The organism is Hymenobacter saemangeumensis (genome assembly GCF_039541835.1).
In the GTDB taxonomy this organism is placed as follows: Bacteria; Bacteroidota; Bacteroidia; order Cytophagales; family Hymenobacteraceae; genus Hymenobacter; species Hymenobacter saemangeumensis.
Genome location: NZ_BAABGZ010000013.1, coordinates 297,090 through 315,556 on the forward strand (window position 1 = coordinate 297,090; position 18,467 = coordinate 315,556).

At 62.4% G+C, this 18,467-nt stretch carries 17 protein-coding genes; 13 read left to right on the top strand and 4 right to left on the bottom strand.

Features of this window, described 5'->3' with window-relative positions; translation table 11 throughout:
• Positions 1 to 55 precede the first annotated feature (55 nt).
• From glgP to ABD919_RS05725, 5 genes are all read left to right on the top strand, one after another.
• Positions 56 to 1,702 (top strand): alpha-glucan family phosphorylase, encoded by a 1,647-nt coding sequence (gene glgP, locus ABD919_RS05705; protein ID WP_345234606.1) that lies wholly within the window; start codon positions 56 to 58, stop codon positions 1,700 to 1,702.
• Positions 1,703 to 1,919: 217 nt separating this feature from the next.
• Positions 1,920 to 2,582: an SOS response-associated peptidase gene (locus tag ABD919_RS05710; protein ID WP_345234608.1), complete on the top strand. Its 663-nt coding sequence runs from the start codon at positions 1,920 to 1,922 to the stop codon at positions 2,580 to 2,582.
• A gap of 51 nt (positions 2,583 to 2,633) precedes the next feature.
• Positions 2,634 to 3,035 carry a hypothetical protein gene (locus ABD919_RS05715; protein WP_345234610.1) on the top strand — a complete coding sequence of 134 codons (402 nt, stop codon included), beginning with the start codon at positions 2,634 to 2,636 and terminating at the stop codon, positions 3,033 to 3,035.
• Between the two features lie 252 nt (positions 3,036 to 3,287).
• Positions 3,288 to 3,725 carry an energy transducer TonB gene (locus tag ABD919_RS05720; RefSeq protein WP_345234612.1) on the top strand — a complete coding sequence of 146 codons (438 nt, stop codon included), beginning with the start codon at positions 3,288 to 3,290 and terminating at the stop codon, positions 3,723 to 3,725.
• Positions 3,726 to 3,810: 85 nt separating this feature from the next.
• Positions 3,811 to 5,172, top strand: coding sequence for a lysophospholipid acyltransferase family protein (locus ABD919_RS05725; protein ID WP_345234614.1), 1,362 nt, complete (start codon positions 3,811 to 3,813; stop codon positions 5,170 to 5,172).
• A gap of 18 nt (positions 5,173 to 5,190) precedes the next feature.
• On the opposite strand, the gene ABD919_RS05730 is transcribed toward ABD919_RS05725, so the two are convergent.
• Both ABD919_RS05730 and ABD919_RS05735 read right to left on the bottom strand, forming a co-directional pair.
• Positions 5,191 to 5,982, bottom strand: a complete 792-nt coding sequence (locus tag ABD919_RS05730; protein ID WP_345234616.1) for an alpha/beta fold hydrolase — start codon at positions 5,980 to 5,982, stop codon at positions 5,191 to 5,193.
• A 160-nt stretch (positions 5,983 to 6,142) separates the two neighbouring features.
• Positions 6,143 to 7,060 (bottom strand): NmrA family NAD(P)-binding protein, encoded by a 918-nt coding sequence (locus ABD919_RS05735; RefSeq protein ID WP_345234618.1) that lies wholly within the window; start codon positions 7,058 to 7,060, stop codon positions 6,143 to 6,145.
• A gap of 211 nt (positions 7,061 to 7,271) precedes the next feature.
• Here ABD919_RS05735 and ABD919_RS05740 point away from each other — a divergent pair, with 211 nt between their 5' ends.
• From ABD919_RS05740 to arfB, 6 genes are all read left to right on the top strand, one after another.
• Positions 7,272 to 7,652, top strand: a complete 381-nt coding sequence (locus ABD919_RS05740) for a winged helix-turn-helix transcriptional regulator (RefSeq protein WP_345234620.1) — start codon at positions 7,272 to 7,274, stop codon at positions 7,650 to 7,652.
• A gap of 283 nt (positions 7,653 to 7,935) precedes the next feature.
• Entirely contained in the window at positions 7,936 to 9,252 is a 1,317-nt protein-coding gene (locus ABD919_RS05745) for a carbohydrate porin (protein WP_345234622.1), read from the top strand.
• 295 nt (positions 9,253 to 9,547) lie between these two features.
• Positions 9,548 to 10,276, top strand: coding sequence for a head GIN domain-containing protein (locus tag ABD919_RS05750; RefSeq protein WP_345234623.1), 729 nt, complete (start codon positions 9,548 to 9,550; stop codon positions 10,274 to 10,276).
• Positions 10,277 to 10,526: 250 nt separating this feature from the next.
• Complete coding sequence (locus ABD919_RS05755) at positions 10,527 to 10,781, top strand: hypothetical protein (protein ID WP_345234625.1); 255 nt, start codon at positions 10,527 to 10,529, stop codon at positions 10,779 to 10,781.
• A 224-nt stretch (positions 10,782 to 11,005) separates the two neighbouring features.
• Entirely contained in the window at positions 11,006 to 11,959 is a 954-nt protein-coding gene (locus ABD919_RS05760; protein WP_345234627.1) for a 3-oxoacyl-ACP synthase III family protein, read from the top strand.
• A gap of 77 nt (positions 11,960 to 12,036) precedes the next feature.
• A complete protein-coding gene (arfB, locus tag ABD919_RS05765; RefSeq protein ID WP_345234629.1) occupies positions 12,037 to 12,441 on the top strand; it encodes an alternative ribosome rescue aminoacyl-tRNA hydrolase ArfB in 405 nt (134 codons plus the stop codon).
• A gap of 100 nt (positions 12,442 to 12,541) precedes the next feature.
• Here arfB and ABD919_RS05770 read toward each other — a convergent pair whose 3' ends face one another.
• Together ABD919_RS05770 and mgtE are read right to left on the bottom strand one after the other, a co-directional pair.
• Entirely contained in the window at positions 12,542 to 14,404 is a 1,863-nt protein-coding gene (locus ABD919_RS05770) for a glycoside hydrolase family 13 protein (protein WP_345234630.1), read from the bottom strand.
• 186 nt (positions 14,405 to 14,590) lie between these two features.
• Positions 14,591 to 15,967, bottom strand: coding sequence for a magnesium transporter (gene mgtE / locus ABD919_RS05775; protein WP_345234632.1), 1,377 nt, complete (start codon positions 15,965 to 15,967; stop codon positions 14,591 to 14,593).
• Positions 15,968 to 16,342: 375 nt separating this feature from the next.
• On the opposite strand from mgtE, the gene ABD919_RS05780 reads away from it, so the two are divergent.
• The gene (locus ABD919_RS05780; protein ID WP_345234634.1) at positions 16,343 to 17,215 is read left to right on the top strand and encodes a cyanophycinase; all 873 of its coding nucleotides are present in this window, start codon (positions 16,343 to 16,345) and stop codon (positions 17,213 to 17,215) included.
• Positions 17,216 to 17,425: 210 nt separating this feature from the next.
• Positions 17,426 to 18,460, top strand: a complete 1,035-nt coding sequence (locus ABD919_RS05785; protein WP_345234636.1) for a toxin-antitoxin system YwqK family antitoxin — start codon at positions 17,426 to 17,428, stop codon at positions 18,458 to 18,460.
• The last annotated feature ends 7 nt before the right edge of the window (positions 18,461 to 18,467 follow it).

Below are 18,467 nucleotides of genomic sequence, written 5' to 3' on the forward strand. Positions count from 1 at the left end.
TTTCTTTCATTCCTAATTCTTTCACGCAGCCGCTTTGGCTTGCTTTCTCCGTTTCATGGCCTTCACCTTTAAACCTTACACCCCCGCTGCGAAGTACAAAACCGCGGCGGCTTACTTCTCCATGGAATTCGCGCTCGACCAGGCGCTGAAAACCTATTCCGGCGGCCTGGGCTTCCTGGCCGGCTCCCACATGCGCTCGGCCTATGAGCTCAAGCAAAACCTGGTCGGCATCGGCATTCTCTGGTCGGAGGGCTACTACGACCAGGGCCGCAACGAGGACATGACCCTGAAGGTGAACTACCGCCGCAAGTACTATTCCTTTCTGGAAGACACCGGCCTGATGTTCCCCATCACCATTCACGGGGCCGACGTGCAGGTGAAAGCCATGTACCTGGCACCCGAGACCTTCGGCACGGCGCCGATGTTCTTTCTGACCACCGACATTCCGGAAAACGACTACGTGTCGCGCACCATCTCCCACCACCTCTACGACCCCAACGAGGCGGCCCGCGTGGCCCAGTCCATTCTGCTGGGCGTGGGCGGCGGCAAGCTGCTCGACCTGATTGGCCGCAAAACCGACGTGTACCACCTCAACGAAGGCCACGGCCTGCCGCTGGCGTTCTGGCTCTACGACAAGCACGGCCGCCAGCTCGACGAGGTGAAGAAGCGCCTGGTGTTCACCACCCACACGCCTGAGCTGGCCGGCAACGAGGAGCGCCCCATGAAGCTGCTCACCGACATGGGCTTTTTCGGCAGCGTGCCGGTAGAGGAAGTGCGGGAGGTAGCCCGCCTGCACGGCGACTCGCTGAACTATACCCTCACCGCCCTGCGCTTCGCGCGCAAGGCCAACGCCGTGAGCAAGGTGCACGGCGTGGTGAGCAACGAAATGTGGGGCCACAACGAAGGCATCTGCCCCATCATCGCCATCACCAACTCGCAGAACGGCACTTACTGGCGCGACAAGTACCTGGCCGCCGCTCTCAAGGCCAAGGACGACCAGGCCCTGGTGGAGCGCAAGTACGAGCTCAAGAAGGCTCTGTTCGAGCTGGTGGCCGACCAGACCGGCAACGTATTCGACCCCCAGGTGCTGACCATCGTGTGGGCCCGCCGCTTTGCCGGCTACAAGCGCGCCGACCTTATCCTGCAGCAGTTCGACCGGTTTGTGAAGCTGGTGACCGACACCGAGCGGCCGGTACAGATGATTTGGGCCGGCAAGCCCTACCCGCTCGACTACGGCGCCATCAACCTGTTCAACAGCATCATTCAGCGCACCAAGCACCTGAAAAACTGCGCCGTGCTCACGGGCTACGAGCTCAACCTCAGCGCCGCCCTCAAAAAGGGCTCCGACATCTGGCTGAACACGCCCATCTTCCCCCGCGAAGCCAGCGGCACCAGCGGCATGACCGCCGCCATGAACGGCTCGGTAAACCTGAGCATTGCCGACGGCTGGATTCCCGAGTTCATCAAGCCCGGTGAGAATGGCTTCCTCATTCCCCACGCCCCGGAAGGTACTTCCGACGAGGAGCGCAACGCCCAGGAGTCGGTGGCCCTGCTCGACGTGCTCGAAAACCAGGTGGTGCCCATGTACTACGACCAGCCCAAGCAGTTCCTGAAAGTGGTGAAAACCGCCATGAAGGACGTAGAGCCCGAGTTCGAAAGCAACCGCATGGCCAAGGAGTACTACGAGAAGCTGTACAAGTAGGGGATGAGTGAGTGGGTGTGTGGGTGAATGGGTGAATGGGTGAATGAGATGGCAACGGAGGCCGCGCTTTGTCGTTTATCCTTGTCTTAGATGGCTAATCTGAGCCTTCCGTTTGCGTTGGCTTCATAAGCAGGTCTAGGGCTGGGAAACTGGGCAAAGTCTTGCTGTACGCGTTGAAAGAACTCATTCACCCATTCACTCATTCCCCCATTCGCCTATGTGTGGCCGCTACACCTTCGTTACGCCCGCGCCCGCCGCTGAAAAGCGCTTTGACGCTGCTTTTACCGAGCCGGCCGGGCCCAACTACAACGCTGCGCCCTCGCAGCAGCTCCCCATCATCACCAATGCCGCGCCCCAGCAGATACAGCTGGTGAGCTGGGGCCTGGTGCCGGGCTGGAGCCGCGACCCGGCCAGCGGGCCCAAGCCCATAAATGCGCGGGCCGAGACGCTGGCCGAAAAGCCTTCCTTCCGGCAGCTGCTGCAGCGGCGGCGCTGCCTGGTGCTGGCCGACAGCTTCTACGAGTGGCAGGCCACGCCTGCGGGCAAGGTGCCGCACCGCATTTTGCTGCAAGACGAGCAGCTCTTCGCCTTTGCCGGGCTCTGGGACGAGTGGCTGGACCGCAGCACCGGCGAGCTGCACCCCACCTTCACCATCATCACCACCGAGCCCAACGCGCTGATGGCCAACATCCACAACCGCATGCCCGTGATATTGCCCGGCCGGGCTGCCGAGCAGGCCTGGCTGGCCGACGACCTGGGCAGCAAAGCCCATCAGGAGCTGCTGCTGCCGTACGATGCCGCGGCCATGCGCGAGTACGTGGTAAGCAAGCGCGTGAATTCGCCGGCCAACAACGACGCCGAGGTGCTGGCGGCCGCCTAAAGCCGCCAATTGCTGCTTGGCCCGGCACTAAGTTCCTGCTAACTTGCCGGTATGAAGCTGCACAATCCTTGGTTCCTGCTCCTGCTCATCTGCCTGCTGGCCTCGCTGGCCCAGCTCCTGCTGCCGTGGTGGAGCCTGGCCGTGGTCGCTTTCGCCTTGGGCTTTTTGCTGGCCCGTAGCGGCAAAGCGGCGTTCTGGGCGGCTTTTGCTGGGGGCGGGCTGAGCTGGCTGCTGCCGGCGCTGTGGCTGAACCTGCGCAACGACGGCTTGCTGGCCAGCCGCATGGCCGGCCTGCTGCCGCTGGGAGGCTCGGCGGCGCTTATGGTTGTCGTTACCGGCCTGGTAGCTGGCCTGGTAGCTGGGCTGGCCGCGCTGGCCGGACAGCGCCTGCGGGCCGCGCTACGCGGAAATGCTGCAGGAGAAACCCTTGGTCAACATCCAGCGGTTAAGTAGCTCCGTACCAGCTAAGGCTGCCGCACGCCGAATGCTTTGCTCCGGGCAGCAAGTCTGCACATGGGCATATGTGGCGGTTAAAAGATGCCCAATCTTTTAGGATTATAATGCATGTTGTGGCTTTTTCAGTATCTTAGCCACTGCTAATCAGCAGCTATGCCTGCTAGCTCTTTCGCTCCCCCATTTTCCGTCTTTTTAGTTTATATGGCGCAAACTTTACCTTCCACTGCTTCTTTCTTACGACGGCTCCTGTTGGGAGCCGTACTTTTCAGCGGCCTTGGCCTGCAGGCTGCCGCTGCCCAGGACGACCCGCCCCGCAACCGCCTGAATGAAAAAGTAAAAGAGCCGGGCATTTTGCTGCCCGAGCAGATGCCCCAGTTTCCGGGCGGCTTTGCCAAGCTGCTCGATGAGTTGGAGACCAGCCTGAAAGACCCCAGCAAAGGGCCGGTGGTGCACAACGCCGGCTGCTGGATGGTGCGCTTCACCGTGGGTGCCGATGGGGAAGCCCGCGCCGCCAGCGTAGAGCCCAGTCCCTCCAATAAAATCTCGGTTAACTCGCCCGAAGGCAAAGCCGCGCAGCGGGCGCTGTGGTCGGCCCTGAAAACGGTAGTGCCCGCCCCCTGGAAGCCCGGTATGCAGGCCGGCAAGCCCGTAGCCGTAGCTATTGAGCTGCCACTGACTTTGTACTAGCGGAAATACGCGGCTGAGCCCTCACGGCGGTACCGCTAACAAAGCGGGCAGGCGGCCTACCTTAGCACGGCAAACCGACGTGCCTATGCTCTTCTATACGCTAGCCAAGCCCTTTGTACAGGTAGCGCTGCGGGTATTTTTCCGGCGCATTGAGATTCGGCACCCGGAGCGGCTGACGCTGCCCGGCCCCCTGCTGCTGGCCGGCAACCACCCCAACACGCTCATGGACCCGCTGCTGGTGGCCGTAAACCGCCGTGAGCCCATTGCCTTCCTGGCCAAAAGCACGTTTTTTAAGAACCCCGTATCCCGGGCCATCCTGGAGTCGGGCAACTCCATTCCCATCTACCGCCGCCAGGACGCCGGCAGTGCCGAAGACGGGCCCGTCACGCCCGAGCAGCTGGCCGCGCAGAACGAGGCCACCTTTGGCCGCTGCTACGACTACCTGGGCGAGGGCGGCACCATCATGATTTTCCCCGAGGGCACCAGCGTGTCGGAGCGCAAGCTGCGGACCCTGAAAACCGGGGCGGCCCGCATTGCCCTGGGTGCCGAGGCCCGGCACGGCTTCAAGCTGGGCCTGCAGGTGCTGCCCGTGGCTATCAATTACTTCGACCCCAGTCGGTTCCGATCCGATGTGCTCCTTAACGTGGCCCCGCCCATTGTGGTGGCCCACTACGCCGAGGCCTATGCCCAGGACCCTGCCGCCGCCGCCGATGCCCTTACCGAAGCCATCCGGCAGGCCCTGGAGCGGCGGTTGGTTATCACCCGAGACGCGGCTGAAGATGTGCTGGTGCAGCAGATTGAGCGCACCTTCGGCGACCAGCTTATTCCCGACGACGACCCCAGCACGCTGTACGACAACTTCCAGCTCAGCCAGACCCTGCTCGATGCCGTGGCCTGGTTTGAGCGCCATGCCCCGGCGCAGCTGCACGCCATGCGGGCCGACTTCGAAGCCTACCTGCAGGCCCTGCGCCGGCACCGGCTGAGCGACGAGGCCCTGCACAGCCAGCAGCAGGGCACCCGGGCCGGGCTGCTCAACCTGGTGCTGGGCCTGCCCGTCTGGCTCTACGGCGTGGTCAACAACTACCTGCCCTACAAGCTGCCCTCTCTGGTGGCCCAGCGGGCTACCAGGGAAGTGGAGTTTGTGGCGCCCATTATGATGGTGGTGGGCATGCTCACCTTCCCCCTGGCTTATGTGCTGCAGGCCATGGTGGTGCATCATTTTGTGCAAAAGGGCTGGCTTACGGGCCTGTATTTGCTAAGCCTGCCCCTCACCGGCTTTTATGCCCTGAGCTACTGGGAAACCCTGGCCGGGCGCCTGCGCCGGCTGCGGGTCCTGCGCCTGTTTCGCCGCGACCCCGGCCTGGGCCGCGAGCTGCTGGCCCAGCGTGCAGCGGTGGTGGCTGCGCTGGAGGAGGCCCGGCGCGCTTATTTGGTCAAGCGGCCATAGGCGCAGGGGGACGGGGCCCTAAGCCGGCCCGGCCGTGGTGAATGCCCGTACCAGCTCGTACACTTCATCCGGGGCTTCGGCATGCACCCAGTGGCCGGCATCGGGCACGGTGGCTACTTGGGAGTTGGGAAACAGGGCCGGAATGCCGTGCAGCTTGTCTTCGGTGGTGATGTAGCGCGACTTGCCGCCCCGGATAAACAGGGCCGGCTTCAGGAAAGGCACGGGGCCCGTCGTTTCTTCGCCAATGGCCCGCAGATTAGTGGTAAGGGCATCGAGGTTGATGCGCCAGGCAAAGGAGTTGTCTTCCTTGCGGTACAGGTTCTTCAGCAGAAACTGCCGCACGCCCAGCTGCGGAATGTATTGGGCCAGGGCCGCGTCGGCCTCCTGCCGGTTGGTGATTTTACTCAGGTCGATGGCTTGCAAGCCGGCTATGATGTCGTCCTGGTGCTCCATGTCGGAGTAGCGCGGGGCAATGTCCACCACAATGAGGCGGGCCAGGTGCTCGGGGTGGTGCAGGGCCAGGCGCATGGCGGCCTTGCCGCCCATGCTATGGCCCATCAGCGTCACGTCGTCGCCCAGGCCCAGGTGGTCCAGCAAAGCCCGCACGTCGTTGGCCATCAGCTCGTAAGAGTGCTCATTGGTCTGGAAGGAGCGGCCGTGGTTGCGCAAATCTGCCGATATCACGCGCAGGCCGGCTTCGGTGGCCCAGCGCCGCGCCAGGCTCTGCCAGTTGTCGAGGGTGCCAAAGAGGCCGTGCAAAATTACCAGGGGCCGGCCCTGGCCCTGGTCGAGGTAGTGGAGGACAGACATGACGCGAAAGTAACAACAAAGCCCCTCCGGCGAGCCGAAAGGGCTTTGTTGAGAGAGCGAAGCGCAAGGCGTATGCGCTTGGCGGCTTCTCCTTTGTTTTTAGTTAAAAGATGAGAGTTAAAAGACAGAACATCTTTTAACTCTCACCTCTCAACTGATTTTAAGCCGTCACACAGGCCATAGCGCCTTTAAAAGCCGGCGCAAATACCTCGCGGGCAAAGTCTTCCAGAGTGGTGGGGGTGGTGCTGGCTTCCGTGCGGGCCTGGGAGGTCATCACGCCGCCTTCGTTCATGTGGCGGGTCATTTCGATGTAGAGGTCGGCCATGTTCTCGCTCAGGCCAGCCTGCACCATGCCCCCTTTGGCATCTTCATAGGAAAAAGGGACGTAAGGCAGCTCCGGCCGGCCAATGGCCTGGCCAACGGCGGCAGTTGCCTCGGCCAGGGAGTAGTTGCGCGGGCCCAGCAGGTAGTGCACCGAGTGGTTTTCCAGGGTGTCGGCTGTCAGCAGCTCCGCGGCCTTGGCAGCAATGTCCTTGGTTGCTATCATGGGGAACTGCAGGTCGGGCCGGGTGGCCGAGCCGTTGATGCCCATGTGCTGAATCATGCCGATGCTGGGCAGCAGGTTTTCCATGAAGTAGGCCGGCCGCAGGTGAGCCACGGTGAGGCTCTCAATGGCGTTGAGGCGGGCTTCCTGGTAGTGCAGGCCCAGCACAGGGCCGGTCCCGGCCGACTGGTCGGCGCCGATGCTGCTCAGGAACACGGCTTTGGACAGGCCCGCCGCGCGCACGGCCTCGGCCGTGGCCTCGCCGATTTGCTGCATGTGGCCCAGCACGTCGGAGGAGGTTACGTTCGGCGGAATCATGAGAAAGGCGGCGTCGGCCCCACGCAGGGCTTCGGTGAGCAGGGCCACGTCGTGGGCATCGCCGGCTTTGGTGGTAGCGCCGGCGGCTTGCAGGGCGTCGAGGCGGGCACTGGCGCGGGCCACGGCCGTCACCTGATGGCCCCGGCCGAGCAGCTGGTGAACAAGAGCGGTACCGATGTTGCCGGTAGCGCCGAGAACGGTGATTTTTTTAGCCATGATAGGGTAGGGGTGAGGTGTATTGGTATTGCTACCAATTGGTTGTGAAAAATTGAAGGCTGGCCGGCTGCCCCCACAAGCTGCAGCTTGCCTCGGGTTGCCGTTTTGATGCGGCAAAGGAAGTATCTTTACTTCGCCTTTCGCAAGTACCTACCAAAAAGTAGGGTGCCTACCAAAATGAAAGTATTGCTGAAAATCAACTAGAAAAAATATGTCGAAAGTTACTAAGCAGCAGGCGGCGGAAGCCTACTGGGGCCACGCGCCCCTGCTCGATAACGTGGCCTGTCCCGTGCGCACCGGCCTGAACGTGCTGGGCGGCAAGTGGAAGCTGCTCATTCTGTCTTACCTGCTCGACCAGCCCCGGCGCTACGGCGAGCTGCGCCGCCTCATGCCCGAAATCACGGAGAAGATGCTGATTCAGGAGCTGCGCGAGCTGGAGGCCGACGGCATTGTGCAGCGCACCGTGCACCAGCAGGTGCCACCCCGCGTCGACTACAGCCTTACCGAGCAGGGGCAGCGCGTGCGGCCCGTGTTTATGGAGCTGCTGGGCTGGGGCCTGAACTACCTGGAGCGCGACAAGGCCGGCAGCTAAACGGCGCTACACGCAAACTTCATGAAGCAGCCGGTTCCTTTGCGCCGGGTAAGCTTGCTTGCCACCTGGCCGCAGTAGCAAGCGGCAATGCCAATTCCTTTAACCCGGCTGCGTCATCGACAGGGCAAGCGCTTTGCCTGCCTCGCTGTGCCCGCTCGTTCCTCTTCACCTTTTTCTACGGAGCCACTTACCCTGGCTTTGCTCTGTTCCGCTTATGCGCTCTACTGCCTGCTGTGCCGCCCTTTTACTGGGTTGGCTGCCACTTGCTGCCCTGGCTCAGGGTATGCTGCCTGCCTCTACCCCGCCAGCCGCTGTACCGGCGGCCACTGCCGGGGCACTTAACCAGTCGCCCACGGGCAGCAATTGGAGCCTGCACTTTCAGCAGACTGCTATCAAGCAGTGGCACACCGAGTTCTGTTCGTCCTACAAGGACAGCCTGAGCCTGCAGCCCCGGGAAAATGCCAAGCTTTCCCTTACCTCCACCTTGTTTATTGGCCGCAAGCTGTGGCGGGGTGGGGCCGTGTTTTTTAACCCCGAGGTATCGGGTGGCAGTGGGCTGAGCGGCGCTTCGGGCGTGGCCGGCGCTACCAATGGCGAAACGTTCCGCATCGGCGACCCTTCCCCGCTGTTGTACCTGGCCCGGCTCTACCTGCAGCAGCGCTGGGCCCTGGGCAGTGAAACCACGGTAGACGAAGACGAGCTAAACCAGCTGGCCGGTCCGCGCCCCAACCGCTACCTGGGCCTGATTGTCGGCAAGTTCAGCATTGCCGACTTTTTCGACCAGAACAGCTACTCCCACGACCCCCGCACCCAGTTTCTGAACTGGAGCCTGATGAGTGCCGGTGCCTGGGACTATCCGGCCAACACCCGCGGCTACACTGTGGGCGCAGTGCTGGAGTATGTGTCGCCCGGCCTGGCCCTGCGCGTGGCCAGCACCGCCGTGCCCACTTATGCCAACGGCCCCGACCTTGACACGAACTACGCCCAGGCCCACTCCGAAACCGTGGAGCTCACCAAGGCCATCCGGCTGCGGGGGCGGCCGGGCGCCCTGCGCCTGCTGGGCTACCGCACCGTGGCCGGCATGGGCAGCTATGCGCAAACGCTGGCACAGCCGCGCCCCGGCCCGCGCCCCGACATCACCAAAAGCCGGCAGCCGGGCCGCACCAAGACGGGCCTGGTGCTGAACCTGGAGCAGGAGCTGAGCGAAAGCCTGGGGCTGTTTGGCCGCCTGAGCTACAACGACGGCCAGAATGAAACCTGGGCCTTCACCGAAATAGACCGCAGCGCCTGCCTGGGCTTTAGCAGCACCGGCGCCCGCTGGCAGCGCCCCGACGACCGCCTCGGGCTGGCCGCCGTAGTCAATGGCTTGTCGGAAGAGCACCGGGCTTACCTGGCGGCGGGCGGCCTGGGCTTTATCGTGGGCGATGGCCGGCTCAGCTACGCCCCGGAGTTCATTGCGGAGCTGTTCTATAGCTTGGCCCTGCCAAAATACCACGCCAGCATCAGCCCCGACTACCAGCTGCTTGTGAACCCGGCCTACAACCGCGACCGGCCGGGCCCGGTGCATGTAGTGGCCCTGCGCCTGCACCTGGAGTTCTAGGGGCAGCGCCCGGCTGGCGAAAGAAATGGGCGGCAGTGACGTAAGCCGAGTACATCGGTTGCGCGCCGCACCAGGCGAAACAACGCTTCGGGCCACCTGCCCTGACTCTGCCTATAGATGGAGAGGTAAGCTGCATAAACAAAATCAAATTGCTGTAAATCAGTTGACTGGTTTTTGAAGCCGCGTTAAGTCTGTAACTCAGGAAAGCGAGTGCCACCGCTCAGGCAACCCAAAGGAGACTGTCTGCATCCTAAGCCTTACCTGTGGTTTCACCCTTCATCTTTTCTGCATGCCCATGAAAGCGTCCCGTTTGCTGCTCGTTTCTGCGCTGGCCTTGTCGAGCTCGGCTGTCCTTACTTCCTTCCGCCTGGCCGACTCTGACGAAAAGCCGGCCCGTAACATGCGCGAGGTGCCGGCCTTCACCCGCCTGGCGCTGGGCAACTCGGCCCGGGTGGTGCTGCGCCAGGGCAGCCCCCAGCGCGTGGAGGTAGAAGCCTCTGCCGCCGACCAGCAATGGCTGGAAACTACCGTGAAAGGCAACCAGCTGCGCATTGGCACCCGCAGCGAGCAAAGCAAGCCGCGCTGGCACCAGTTTGAAGGCCCGGTGGTGGTATACATCACCATGCCGGTGGTAACGGGGCTGAGTGTGAACGGCTCGGGCAAGCTGAAGGCAGAAACCGACATCAAAACCGACAAGCTCGACGTGGCCATGAACGGCCCTGGCGGGCTGGAGCTGCACGGCGTGCAGGCCGCCGAGCTGGAAACCTCGCTGAACGGCTCCGGCGAAGTGTTGCTGGGCGGCAACTGCCCGCGGCACGACGCCTCCATCAACGGCTCGGGGGCCGTGCGGGCCGGCAAGCTGCGCAGTGAAACAGCTTCGGTATCGATTCATGGCTCCGGCGATGCGCACATCTACGCTACCAAGACGTTGAAGGCCACCGTGGTGGGCTCGGGCGATGTGTACGTGGGCGGTGGCGCCCAGGTGAGCAGCACCACCATCGGCAGCGGCCGGGTGCGGCAGTAGTACCGGCCTGACTAAATCAGAATTTGCCCCGGCGGTAGCTACCGCCGGGGCTTTTTGCTGCCTTTCTCTGCGGAGCTTACGCTTTGCTCATGGCCCATCATTACACCAAGCAGCCTGCCTGCGCCAATTGCCATTTCACGGGCAGCCCGTCGAGTTTTGCTCGCGCTGAGGGCTACAGAACCACGACTTATAGCGCATCCCCAGTTGTCGTAGGGCTATTCTAGACCGGCTCCCCCTCTCCCTTTCGGAAATGCGAATTAAGCATTTTTGGGGGCGGGGGGTGAGGCGAACGGTAGAACGAAGTCTGTACGCCAACTTAGGAATTGCTGTAGACATCCGGTTCGGCCATGTGGTGGAAGAGTTCTCGGAGGGCGTTTCTCACTTCGATGGTAAAGTGTTCAATTCGGCGAGCGCTGCAGGGGCTGTTGGTAATGGTGTTTATCCAGCTTCCTCTGGCGGCCTTGCTGCTGAAGCGGACCTGCGGGCAGCAGCGCAATCCGGATAAGAGAGCAGCGGGGTTAATCCGCCGCCGATAGAGCCGTTGGCCAGCCTTTGGGTATTTAGGGCCGGCTACAGTCTTCCTATTCTTAACCGGTTGAGCTTCACAGTCAGACGCGGGGCCCCGGTGTAAAATTCGGGCTTAGCCTCGGGCGTAGCAACCCGCTCCCGGCTGCTGCCCGTACCTTTGCGCAGCCTAGCGCACATTCGTTTCCCACCCAACACCACCCTGTGTATCTTCACCACGTGGCCTCCTACCTGCCGGAGGCCGTCGTTACCAACGCCCACTTCACCCGCCTCAACGGCCTGGCCGATGAGTGGATAATTGAACGTACCGGCATCCGCGAGCGGCGCAAAGCTGCGCCCGGCGAGAATGCCAATACCATGGCCATTGCCGCCACCCACGCCGTGCTGGCCGAAGCCCCGGCCTTCGATGCCAAAAGCATCGACCTGATTGTGGTAGGTACCTATACGCCGCACGATACCATCTATACCGCTGCCCATGCCGTGCAGCGGGCCCTGGACATCAACGAGATACCTACGGTGAGCATCTCCTCAGCCTGCTCCTCGCTGCTGAATGCCGTGGAGATTGTGGAGGGCTACTTCGCCATGGGCAAAGCCAGCCGGGCCATTGTGGTGGTAACCGAGCACAACACGGCCTACAACAACGAGGAAGACACCATTGCCGGCCACCTCTGGGGCGACGGCGCCGCGGCGCTGCTCATCTCCAAAGAGCGGCTGGCGGCTACCGACCTGCACATCAGCGAAGTCATTACCGGCGGGGCGGCCCCGGTGAGCAAGGCCGATGAGTCCGTGACCCTGAAGCCAGTAGAGCGCGGCATTGTGATGCCTTTTGGCCGCGACGTGTTTCAGCAGGCCTGCACCTATATGGCCCGCGTCACGCAGCAGCTCATGGACAAGCACCGCATCTCCGCCGAGGCGCTGACCTACCTGATTCCGCACCAGGCCAACCTGCGCATCTCCCTGAACGTGGTGAAGCAGCTTGGGCTCGACCCGGAGCGGGCCGTGAGCAACATCGAGCGCCTGGGCAACACCGGCTGCGCCGGCGCTGCCATTGCCCTGGCCGAAGTATGGGATACGCTGCAAGCAGGCAGCAAAGTCATTATCACCGTATTCGGCGGCGGCTACTCCTACGGTGCCATGCTGCTGGAAAGGGAATTATGAGTTATGAGTTATGAATTATGGCAGGGCCGTATTTCGCAACTCATAACTCATAATGCATAACTCATAATTCTAAAGACGTGCTTCCCCCGCCCAACGCCTTTCTGCCGGAGCTGAGCTTCCAAACCAGCCGCGCCAGCGGGCCGGGTGGGCAAAACGTGAACAAGGTGGAGTCGCGGGTAGAGCTGCGCTTCCACCTGATGAACTCCCAGCTGCTGAGCGAAACCCAGAAGCAGCTGATGCTGGAAAAGCTCGCCGGCCAGCTCACCGCCGAAGGCTACCTGCAGGTAGTAGCCCAGGACGACCGCAGCCAGCTGCGCAACCGCGAAATTGCCCTGGCCCGCTTTCATGCCCTGCTCCTGAAAAGCCTGCGCCGCCCCAAGCCGCGTAAGGCCACCAAGCCCAGCCAGGCCGCAGTGCGTAAGCGCCTGGAGATGAAAAAGAAGCTGTCGGATAAAAAAGCCAACCGCCGGCGGCTGGACTAGCTTTGAAGAAGTTGCTAGTTGTCAGCTCTCATTGCCAGTCAAGCACCTATTTAGAAGCTGACAACTAACAACTGACAACTGACAACTAACAACTAACAACTTACTTCTGCAGCTCCAGCACCCAGGCGGTTTTGGCGGGCACCTTCAGGGTGTTCAGGTCGGGCAGCACCGTGCCGGTGGCCACGTCGCGGGCCGAGCGAAAGCCGCGCAGGTTGGCGGCATATTTGGCCGGGTCGAGGCTGCGCTCGGCGTTGGCCGAGTTGAGGACGACCATGACGGCCTCGCCCTTGTCGTTGTGGCGGAAATACGTGTACACGCCCTCGCCGGGCAGGTATTGCGTTAGCTGGCCGGTTTGCAGCACGGGGTGGCTGCGGCGGTACTGCGCCAGGGTGCGCACGTAGTCGTGCATGGCCTGCTGGGCCGGGGTGCGGCCCGCGGCGGTAAACAGGTTCTGCTGGTCGCCGGGCCAGCCGCCGGGGAAGTCCTCGCGCAAGCGGCCGTCGGGGTTAGTAAAGTTCTTCATCAGCACTTCGGTGCCGTAGTAGAGCTGCGGAATGCCCCGGGTGGTCAGCAGCCAGGCCAGGCCCAGGCGCAGCTTGGCCTGGTCTTCGCCCACCACCGAGAGAAAGCGGCTCTGGTCGTGGTTGTCGAGGAATACCACGTTGCGGGTCGCGTCTTCGTACAGCCAGTCCTGCTGCAGCACGTAGTAGAGCTTGTTGATGCCTTCGTTCCAGCCCGGCTCCTTGGTGAAGGCGTCGGTGATGGCGAAGAAAGCCTGGAAGTCGAGCACCCCGGGCAGGTTGCTTTTAAAGCCATCCACCGGCGGCAGGATGTTGCGGGCAAAGTAGGCCTGCTGCGCCACGCCGATGCTGGTGCACTCGCCCACCATGCCCAGCCGCGGAAACTGCGCCTGCACTTCATCGCCAAAGCGCATCAGAAACTGCCGGTCGGAGTAGGGGTAGGTGTCGATGCGAAACGCGTCGAGCCCGGTGTATTCCACCCACCAGATAAAGTTCTGAATCAGGTAGGTAGCCACCAGCGGGTTGCTCTGGTTCACGTCGGGCATGGTCAGGTCGAACCAGCCTTTTTCGTGCTGCTCGCGCTCGGCCGGGGCCGCGTGCGGGTCGGTCAGCACGGCGTCGGCGTAGTTGCTGCGGGTGAAGCTGGGCCACTGGTTAAACCAGTCTTTGGCGGGCTGGTCCCTGAACAGGTAGTTTTCGCTGCCCATGTGGTTGAGCACCACGTCGTGCACTACCTTCAGACCCTGCTGGTGGGCCCGCTGCACAAAGCCGGCGTAATCGTCGTTGCTGCCGTAGCGCGGGTCGATTTTGTAATAGTCCGTTAAGGCGTAGCCGTGGTAGCTGGTTTTGGGCTGGTTGTTTTCGACCAGGGGCGTGGGCCAGATGGTGGTAACACCCAGCTCCTTGAGGTAGTCGAAATGGTCTTCAATGCCTTTCAGGTCGCCGCCGTGCCGGGCCGTCAGCTCGCCCCGGTTTACGCTGGCTTCGTGCATGCCCTTCACCACGTCGTTGGTGGGGTCGCCGTTGGCAAACCGGTCGGGCATGAGCAGGTAGATGAAGTCGGAGGTGTTGATGCCCTGCACCCGGTCAGGGGCCGTATTGCGGGCGCGCAGCTCGTAGCTGTAGCTCAGCTTCTTCTTGCCTTTAAACTCAAGCTTCAGCTGGCCGGGCGCGGCGCTGGCGCTGATGCTCAGGTTCAGCAGCAGGTAGTTGGGGCTTTCCAGCTTCTGCACGCCCTCCAGCGTCACGCCGGGGTAGGCGGCCAGCGTGGCCGTGCTGCCGGCAATGCCGGGGCTGTGCACCAGCAGCTGCAGCCGGGGGTTTTTCATGCCCACCCACCAGAACGTCGGGTCAATGCGCATGCTGCCGGAAGCCTGGCTTAGCGCGGGCTTTGCCTGAACCAGCATGAAGACAAGTGTAAACCAATAGCGCAGCTGCTTCATATCCGTTTAGGAAACACGATGAGCGCCCAAGATACCGCTACTGCCCAGCCCTCCAAAACGGGCGTCGGCTGCCGCGGCCGGCATAGCTGCCTCCATTGCCGCTTCTACTTCGCCCCAATAAGGAAATTCAATCTGCGCCAGCTCGTGTTTTCCTGGCTAGCCAGGCCTGCGGGAAGCCAGCCGGGGCTAAAGCAAGCTGCCTTTCAGTAGGCCCAGGGCAACGCTAAAATATATTATCAGGCCCGTCACGTCGACCAGCGTAGCCACAAACGGGGCCGAGGAGGTAGCCGGGTCCAGCCCCACGCGCTTGAGCAGCAGCGGCAGCATTGACCCGGCCAGCGAGCCCCACAGCACAATGCCCACCAGGGTGATGCCCACGGTTAATCCCACCAGCAGCCAGTGCTCGCCGTACACGTGAGAAAACTGCTGCCAGATAGCAATGCGGGCGAAGCCCACAATCCCCAGAATAAGCCCCAGGGCCAGCCCGGATATAATCTCACGGCGCATCACCTGCCACCAGTCGCTGAGCTGGAACTCGCCCAGGGCCATGGCCCGAATGATAAGCGAAGTAGCCTGCGAGCCCGAGTTGCCCCCCGAGCTGATGATGAGCGGCACAAACTGCACGAGAATAATGGCCTTCTGCAGCTCTTCTTCAAAAAACTGCATGGCCGAGGCCGTGAGCAGCTCGCCCAGAAACAGCACCACCAGCCAGCCGGCCCGCTTCTGCACCATGCGCAGCAGCGGCGTGTCGAGGTAAGGCTCGTCCAGGGCTTCGGAGCCCCCCAGCTTCTGAATGTCTTCGGTGTCTTCCTCTTCCCGGATGGTCAGAATGTCGTCCAGCGTCACAATACCCAGCAGAATGCCCTGGTCGCTGACCACGGGCAGGGCCACCCGGTCGTTGCGCCGGAAAATATCGATGGCCTCTTCCTGGTCCTGCATGGCGTTGAGCTGCACGTAGCGGCGGTCCATCAGGTCGCGCACCCGCGCCGTTGGGGCCGACAGCAGGAACTCCCGGATACGGATGTCGTCAATCAGCACGCCCTGCGCGTCGGTTACGTACAGCACGCTCAGGGTTTCCGACTGCCCGCCGTGCTGCCGGATGTAGTCCAGCACCTGCTGCACCGTCCAGTGCTCCCGGATGGCAATGTAGTCGGGCGTCATCAGGCGGCCCACCGAGTATTCGGGGTAGCCCAGCAGCTGCAGCGTCACCTTGCGCTCTTCTTCCGACAGGCTCTGCACGAGCTCGGCCACGAAGTTGGCCGGCAGAAACTCCAGCAGGGCCGTGCGGTCGTCGGGCGACATCTCGTTCAGGATGTCGACAATCTTGTCCTGGGCCAGGTTGTCGAGGAAGTGGCGCTGCACATCCAGGTCGAGGTACTCGAATACTTCCGTGGCCAGCTGCAGCGGCAAAAGCCGGAAGATGATGAGCTGCTCCCTTTCGTCTTCGCCCTCAATCAGTTCTACCAGGTCGGCTGGCGGAAAGGTGCGCAGCAGTTGTTTGAGCTTGAAAAATTCGCCCTCCTGTATCAGGGACGTGATGGTTTCCACGGATTGCGGCTGCATCGTTACAAGAGGGAGAGTGCTTCGCTAGGCAAGCGGGGTTGAGGAGGGATATACGGGGCAAAAGTAGGGCTAAAGCTGCGCTTAATGGCTTTCAGCCTTGGAAAAGCAGGAAAAGCGTGTTCGGGCCCGGGCCGGCCGCCCTGCCTTCGGGCATGCTTCCGCCCGCTTTGTGGCCGGCTCACTTCCCCAGGCAGGCTGTTGGAGCGCCCCAGGTGCGGCCCACAAGAAATCAACGGTAGCGGGTGGCCTGGCACTGAACCCATTCGCACGAATGGCATCCGGCGCGCACAGAAAGGCCGGCGACGTTTCCCCGGCTCCCGCGTATGCAGGGATTTTCCGCAAATACTGCCATCTTGCTGGCCTAATTCTGCTTACATGCCTCTTGAAGCTGCTGCATCGTTGTTCTCGGCCCGGGGTACGCTCGTCGTACTGGGCGGTGGCGACGACGACCCCATGCTGGCCCGCCTGGCGGCCATGCTCCCCGCGCGGTCGGTCAACATCGAAATCCTGACCACCGCCACCCGGCGCCAGCCCGCGCGCACCGCCGTGGCGTACGCCCACGCGTTCCGCCAGCTCGACTGCCCCAACGTGGGCCACCTGCAGGTAGATGAGTACCACGCGGCCGACGAGCCCGACACCCTGCAGCGCCTGCGCCAGGCCCGGCTGGTGTTCATGAGCGGCGGCGACCAGGAGCGGCTCACCGACTTCCTGCTGAACACGGAGTTTCTCGCCATCCTCAAGGAGAAGTACCAGCAGGAAGACGACTTCATCATTGCCGGCACCAGCGCCGGCGCCTCGGCCCTGGCCAGCTTCATGCTGATTTACGGGCATGGCTGGCGCAGCCATATGGTGGGGCAGGTGGCCGTGGCTCCCGGCCTCAACCTGATTCCCGGCATCCTGCTCGACCAGCACTTTGCCGAGCGCCAGCGCTACCCCCGCCTGCTGCACGCCGTGCTGGCCCAGCCCCACCTGCTGGGCATCGGGCTAAGCGAGGAAACCGGCCTTATCATTCGGCCCGACCAGCCCGCTGAAGTATTTGGTGATGAAGTAGTCGTGGTAATCGACGGGGCTGCCGTCAGCTACAGCAACCTGCCGGGCCTGCCCGAAGACGAGATGATAAGCGGCCACGACTTCCGGCTGCACATCCTCACCACCGGCCAGCGCATCGACCTTGTTACCCGTCGGCCATTCAATGGGAGTGAGGCCGGCAGCCCGGCACCCGCTGCCGCCAAAGCCCCGCGCGTCTGAGGCGGCTCCGGCTTACAGCTTCGAGGGGTGCGCGTCGTGGTGGGAAGCCGATTCAGCTGACCCAGCCAGGAGAGGGCGGCCTGGCAAGCGGGGAGGAGCCAGCGTAAACCCGCCATCTGCCGGCGGAGGAGCTGAATAGACAATTGAAAAGCCTGGGCACCAAATCCCGCTACCTTTGCGTTGATGCGGCGATAATTATCCGTGCTTTTCATGCTGATTTCCCGTCTGTGGCCGCGGCTACTGCGCTATTTAGGGGTATTGCTGGTGCTGCTTACCGTGCTGCCCTGGGCTTGCACCCGCAAATCTGTTTCCTTCAACAGCACCCCCGACCAGCCTCCTGTGGCCGTGGTGGTGGCCGATACCCTTACCCGCACCGCCGATTCGCTCAAGGGCAAGCCCTCCCTCAGCACGGCCCGCAAAGTGGCCATGACCAAGGCCGAGGAGCGCGCCGCCAAGGAGAAGGAGAAAGAGGCCCAGCGCAAGCCCAAAAAGAAGAAAAAGCTTTTCCTGGGCGAGAAAATCAAGCGCGCCTACGTGAAGAGCGGCCCCCGCGGACGCAACCAGATTATTGAGGTGTTCTACTACCTCAAGTACTTCCAGCAGCCCAATACCTACGCACCGGCCCGGTACTACTTTAACCCCAAGAAGCGCAAGATTTTCAAAGCCACGGCCGAGCTCGACCCCAGCGCAGATAAGGTGCTGCACGGCCCTTACAAGAAGCTGCAGAACAACAAGGTGCTCGAAACCGGCTACTACGCCCTGGGCACCCGCCACCTGCGCTGGGAGCGGTTCGACAAAAACGGCATCCTGCTGGCCAAGACCCACTACGAGATGGGCTTCCCGCGCGATGCCAACATCAGCTACTACGGCAACGACCGCAGCCTGATAAACGAGGTAATTCCCTACGTGAACGGCAAGCTGGAAGGCGACTATGCCAAATTCACCATCGAAGGCCAGCGCGAGTGGACCGGGCAGTTCGAGAACGGCCGCAAAGTAGGGGAGTGGATTAACTATTGGGGCTTTCGCAACCGCAAGCGCTACGTGTACCAGTACCCCGAGTCGGGCTACGACCCCGAGGTGACCGAGCCGGTGCTGATTAAAGAATACAACCGCAACGCCATTCTCATCTACGACAAGGAAGCCAACCTCGACAAGCGCGGCCTCCCGGAGGAGCAGCAGTCGCCCAAGGGCCGCGCGGTGCCCAAAGCAGCTCCCAAAGTGCAGCCCAAACGGGCCAGGCAGTAGCCTGAGC

Excerpts from the sequence above, each read along its gene's own strand:
- glgP (WP_345234606.1), top strand. The coding sequence starts at position 56 with ATGGCCTTCACCTTTAAACCTTACACCCCCGCTGCGAAGTACAAAACC.
- ABD919_RS05710 (WP_345234608.1), top strand. The coding sequence starts at position 1,920 with ATGTGTGGCCGCTACACCTTCGTTACGCCCGCGCCCGCCGCTGAAAAG.
- ABD919_RS05715 (WP_345234610.1), top strand. The coding sequence starts at position 2,634 with ATGAAGCTGCACAATCCTTGGTTCCTGCTCCTGCTCATCTGCCTGCTG.
- ABD919_RS05725 (WP_345234614.1), top strand. The coding sequence starts at position 3,811 with ATGCTCTTCTATACGCTAGCCAAGCCCTTTGTACAGGTAGCGCTGCGG.
- ABD919_RS05730 (WP_345234616.1), bottom strand. The coding sequence starts at position 5,982 with ATGTCTGTCCTCCACTACCTCGACCAGGGCCAGGGCCGGCCCCTGGTA.
- ABD919_RS05735 (WP_345234618.1), bottom strand. The coding sequence starts at position 7,060 with ATGGCTAAAAAAATCACCGTTCTCGGCGCTACCGGCAACATCGGTACC.
- ABD919_RS05740 (WP_345234620.1), top strand. The coding sequence starts at position 7,272 with ATGTCGAAAGTTACTAAGCAGCAGGCGGCGGAAGCCTACTGGGGCCAC.
- ABD919_RS05745 (WP_345234622.1), top strand. The coding sequence starts at position 7,936 with ATGCTGCCTGCCTCTACCCCGCCAGCCGCTGTACCGGCGGCCACTGCC.
- ABD919_RS05750 (WP_345234623.1), top strand. The coding sequence starts at position 9,548 with ATGAAAGCGTCCCGTTTGCTGCTCGTTTCTGCGCTGGCCTTGTCGAGC.
- ABD919_RS05755 (WP_345234625.1), top strand. The coding sequence starts at position 10,527 with ATGCGAATTAAGCATTTTTGGGGGCGGGGGGTGAGGCGAACGGTAGAA.
- ABD919_RS05770 (WP_345234630.1), bottom strand. The coding sequence starts at position 14,404 with ATGAAGCAGCTGCGCTATTGGTTTACACTTGTCTTCATGCTGGTTCAG.
- mgtE (WP_345234632.1), bottom strand. The coding sequence starts at position 15,967 with ATGCAGCCGCAATCCGTGGAAACCATCACGTCCCTGATACAGGAGGGC.
- ABD919_RS05780 (WP_345234634.1), top strand. The coding sequence starts at position 16,343 with ATGCCTCTTGAAGCTGCTGCATCGTTGTTCTCGGCCCGGGGTACGCTC.
- ABD919_RS05785 (WP_345234636.1), top strand. The coding sequence starts at position 17,426 with ATGCTGATTTCCCGTCTGTGGCCGCGGCTACTGCGCTATTTAGGGGTA.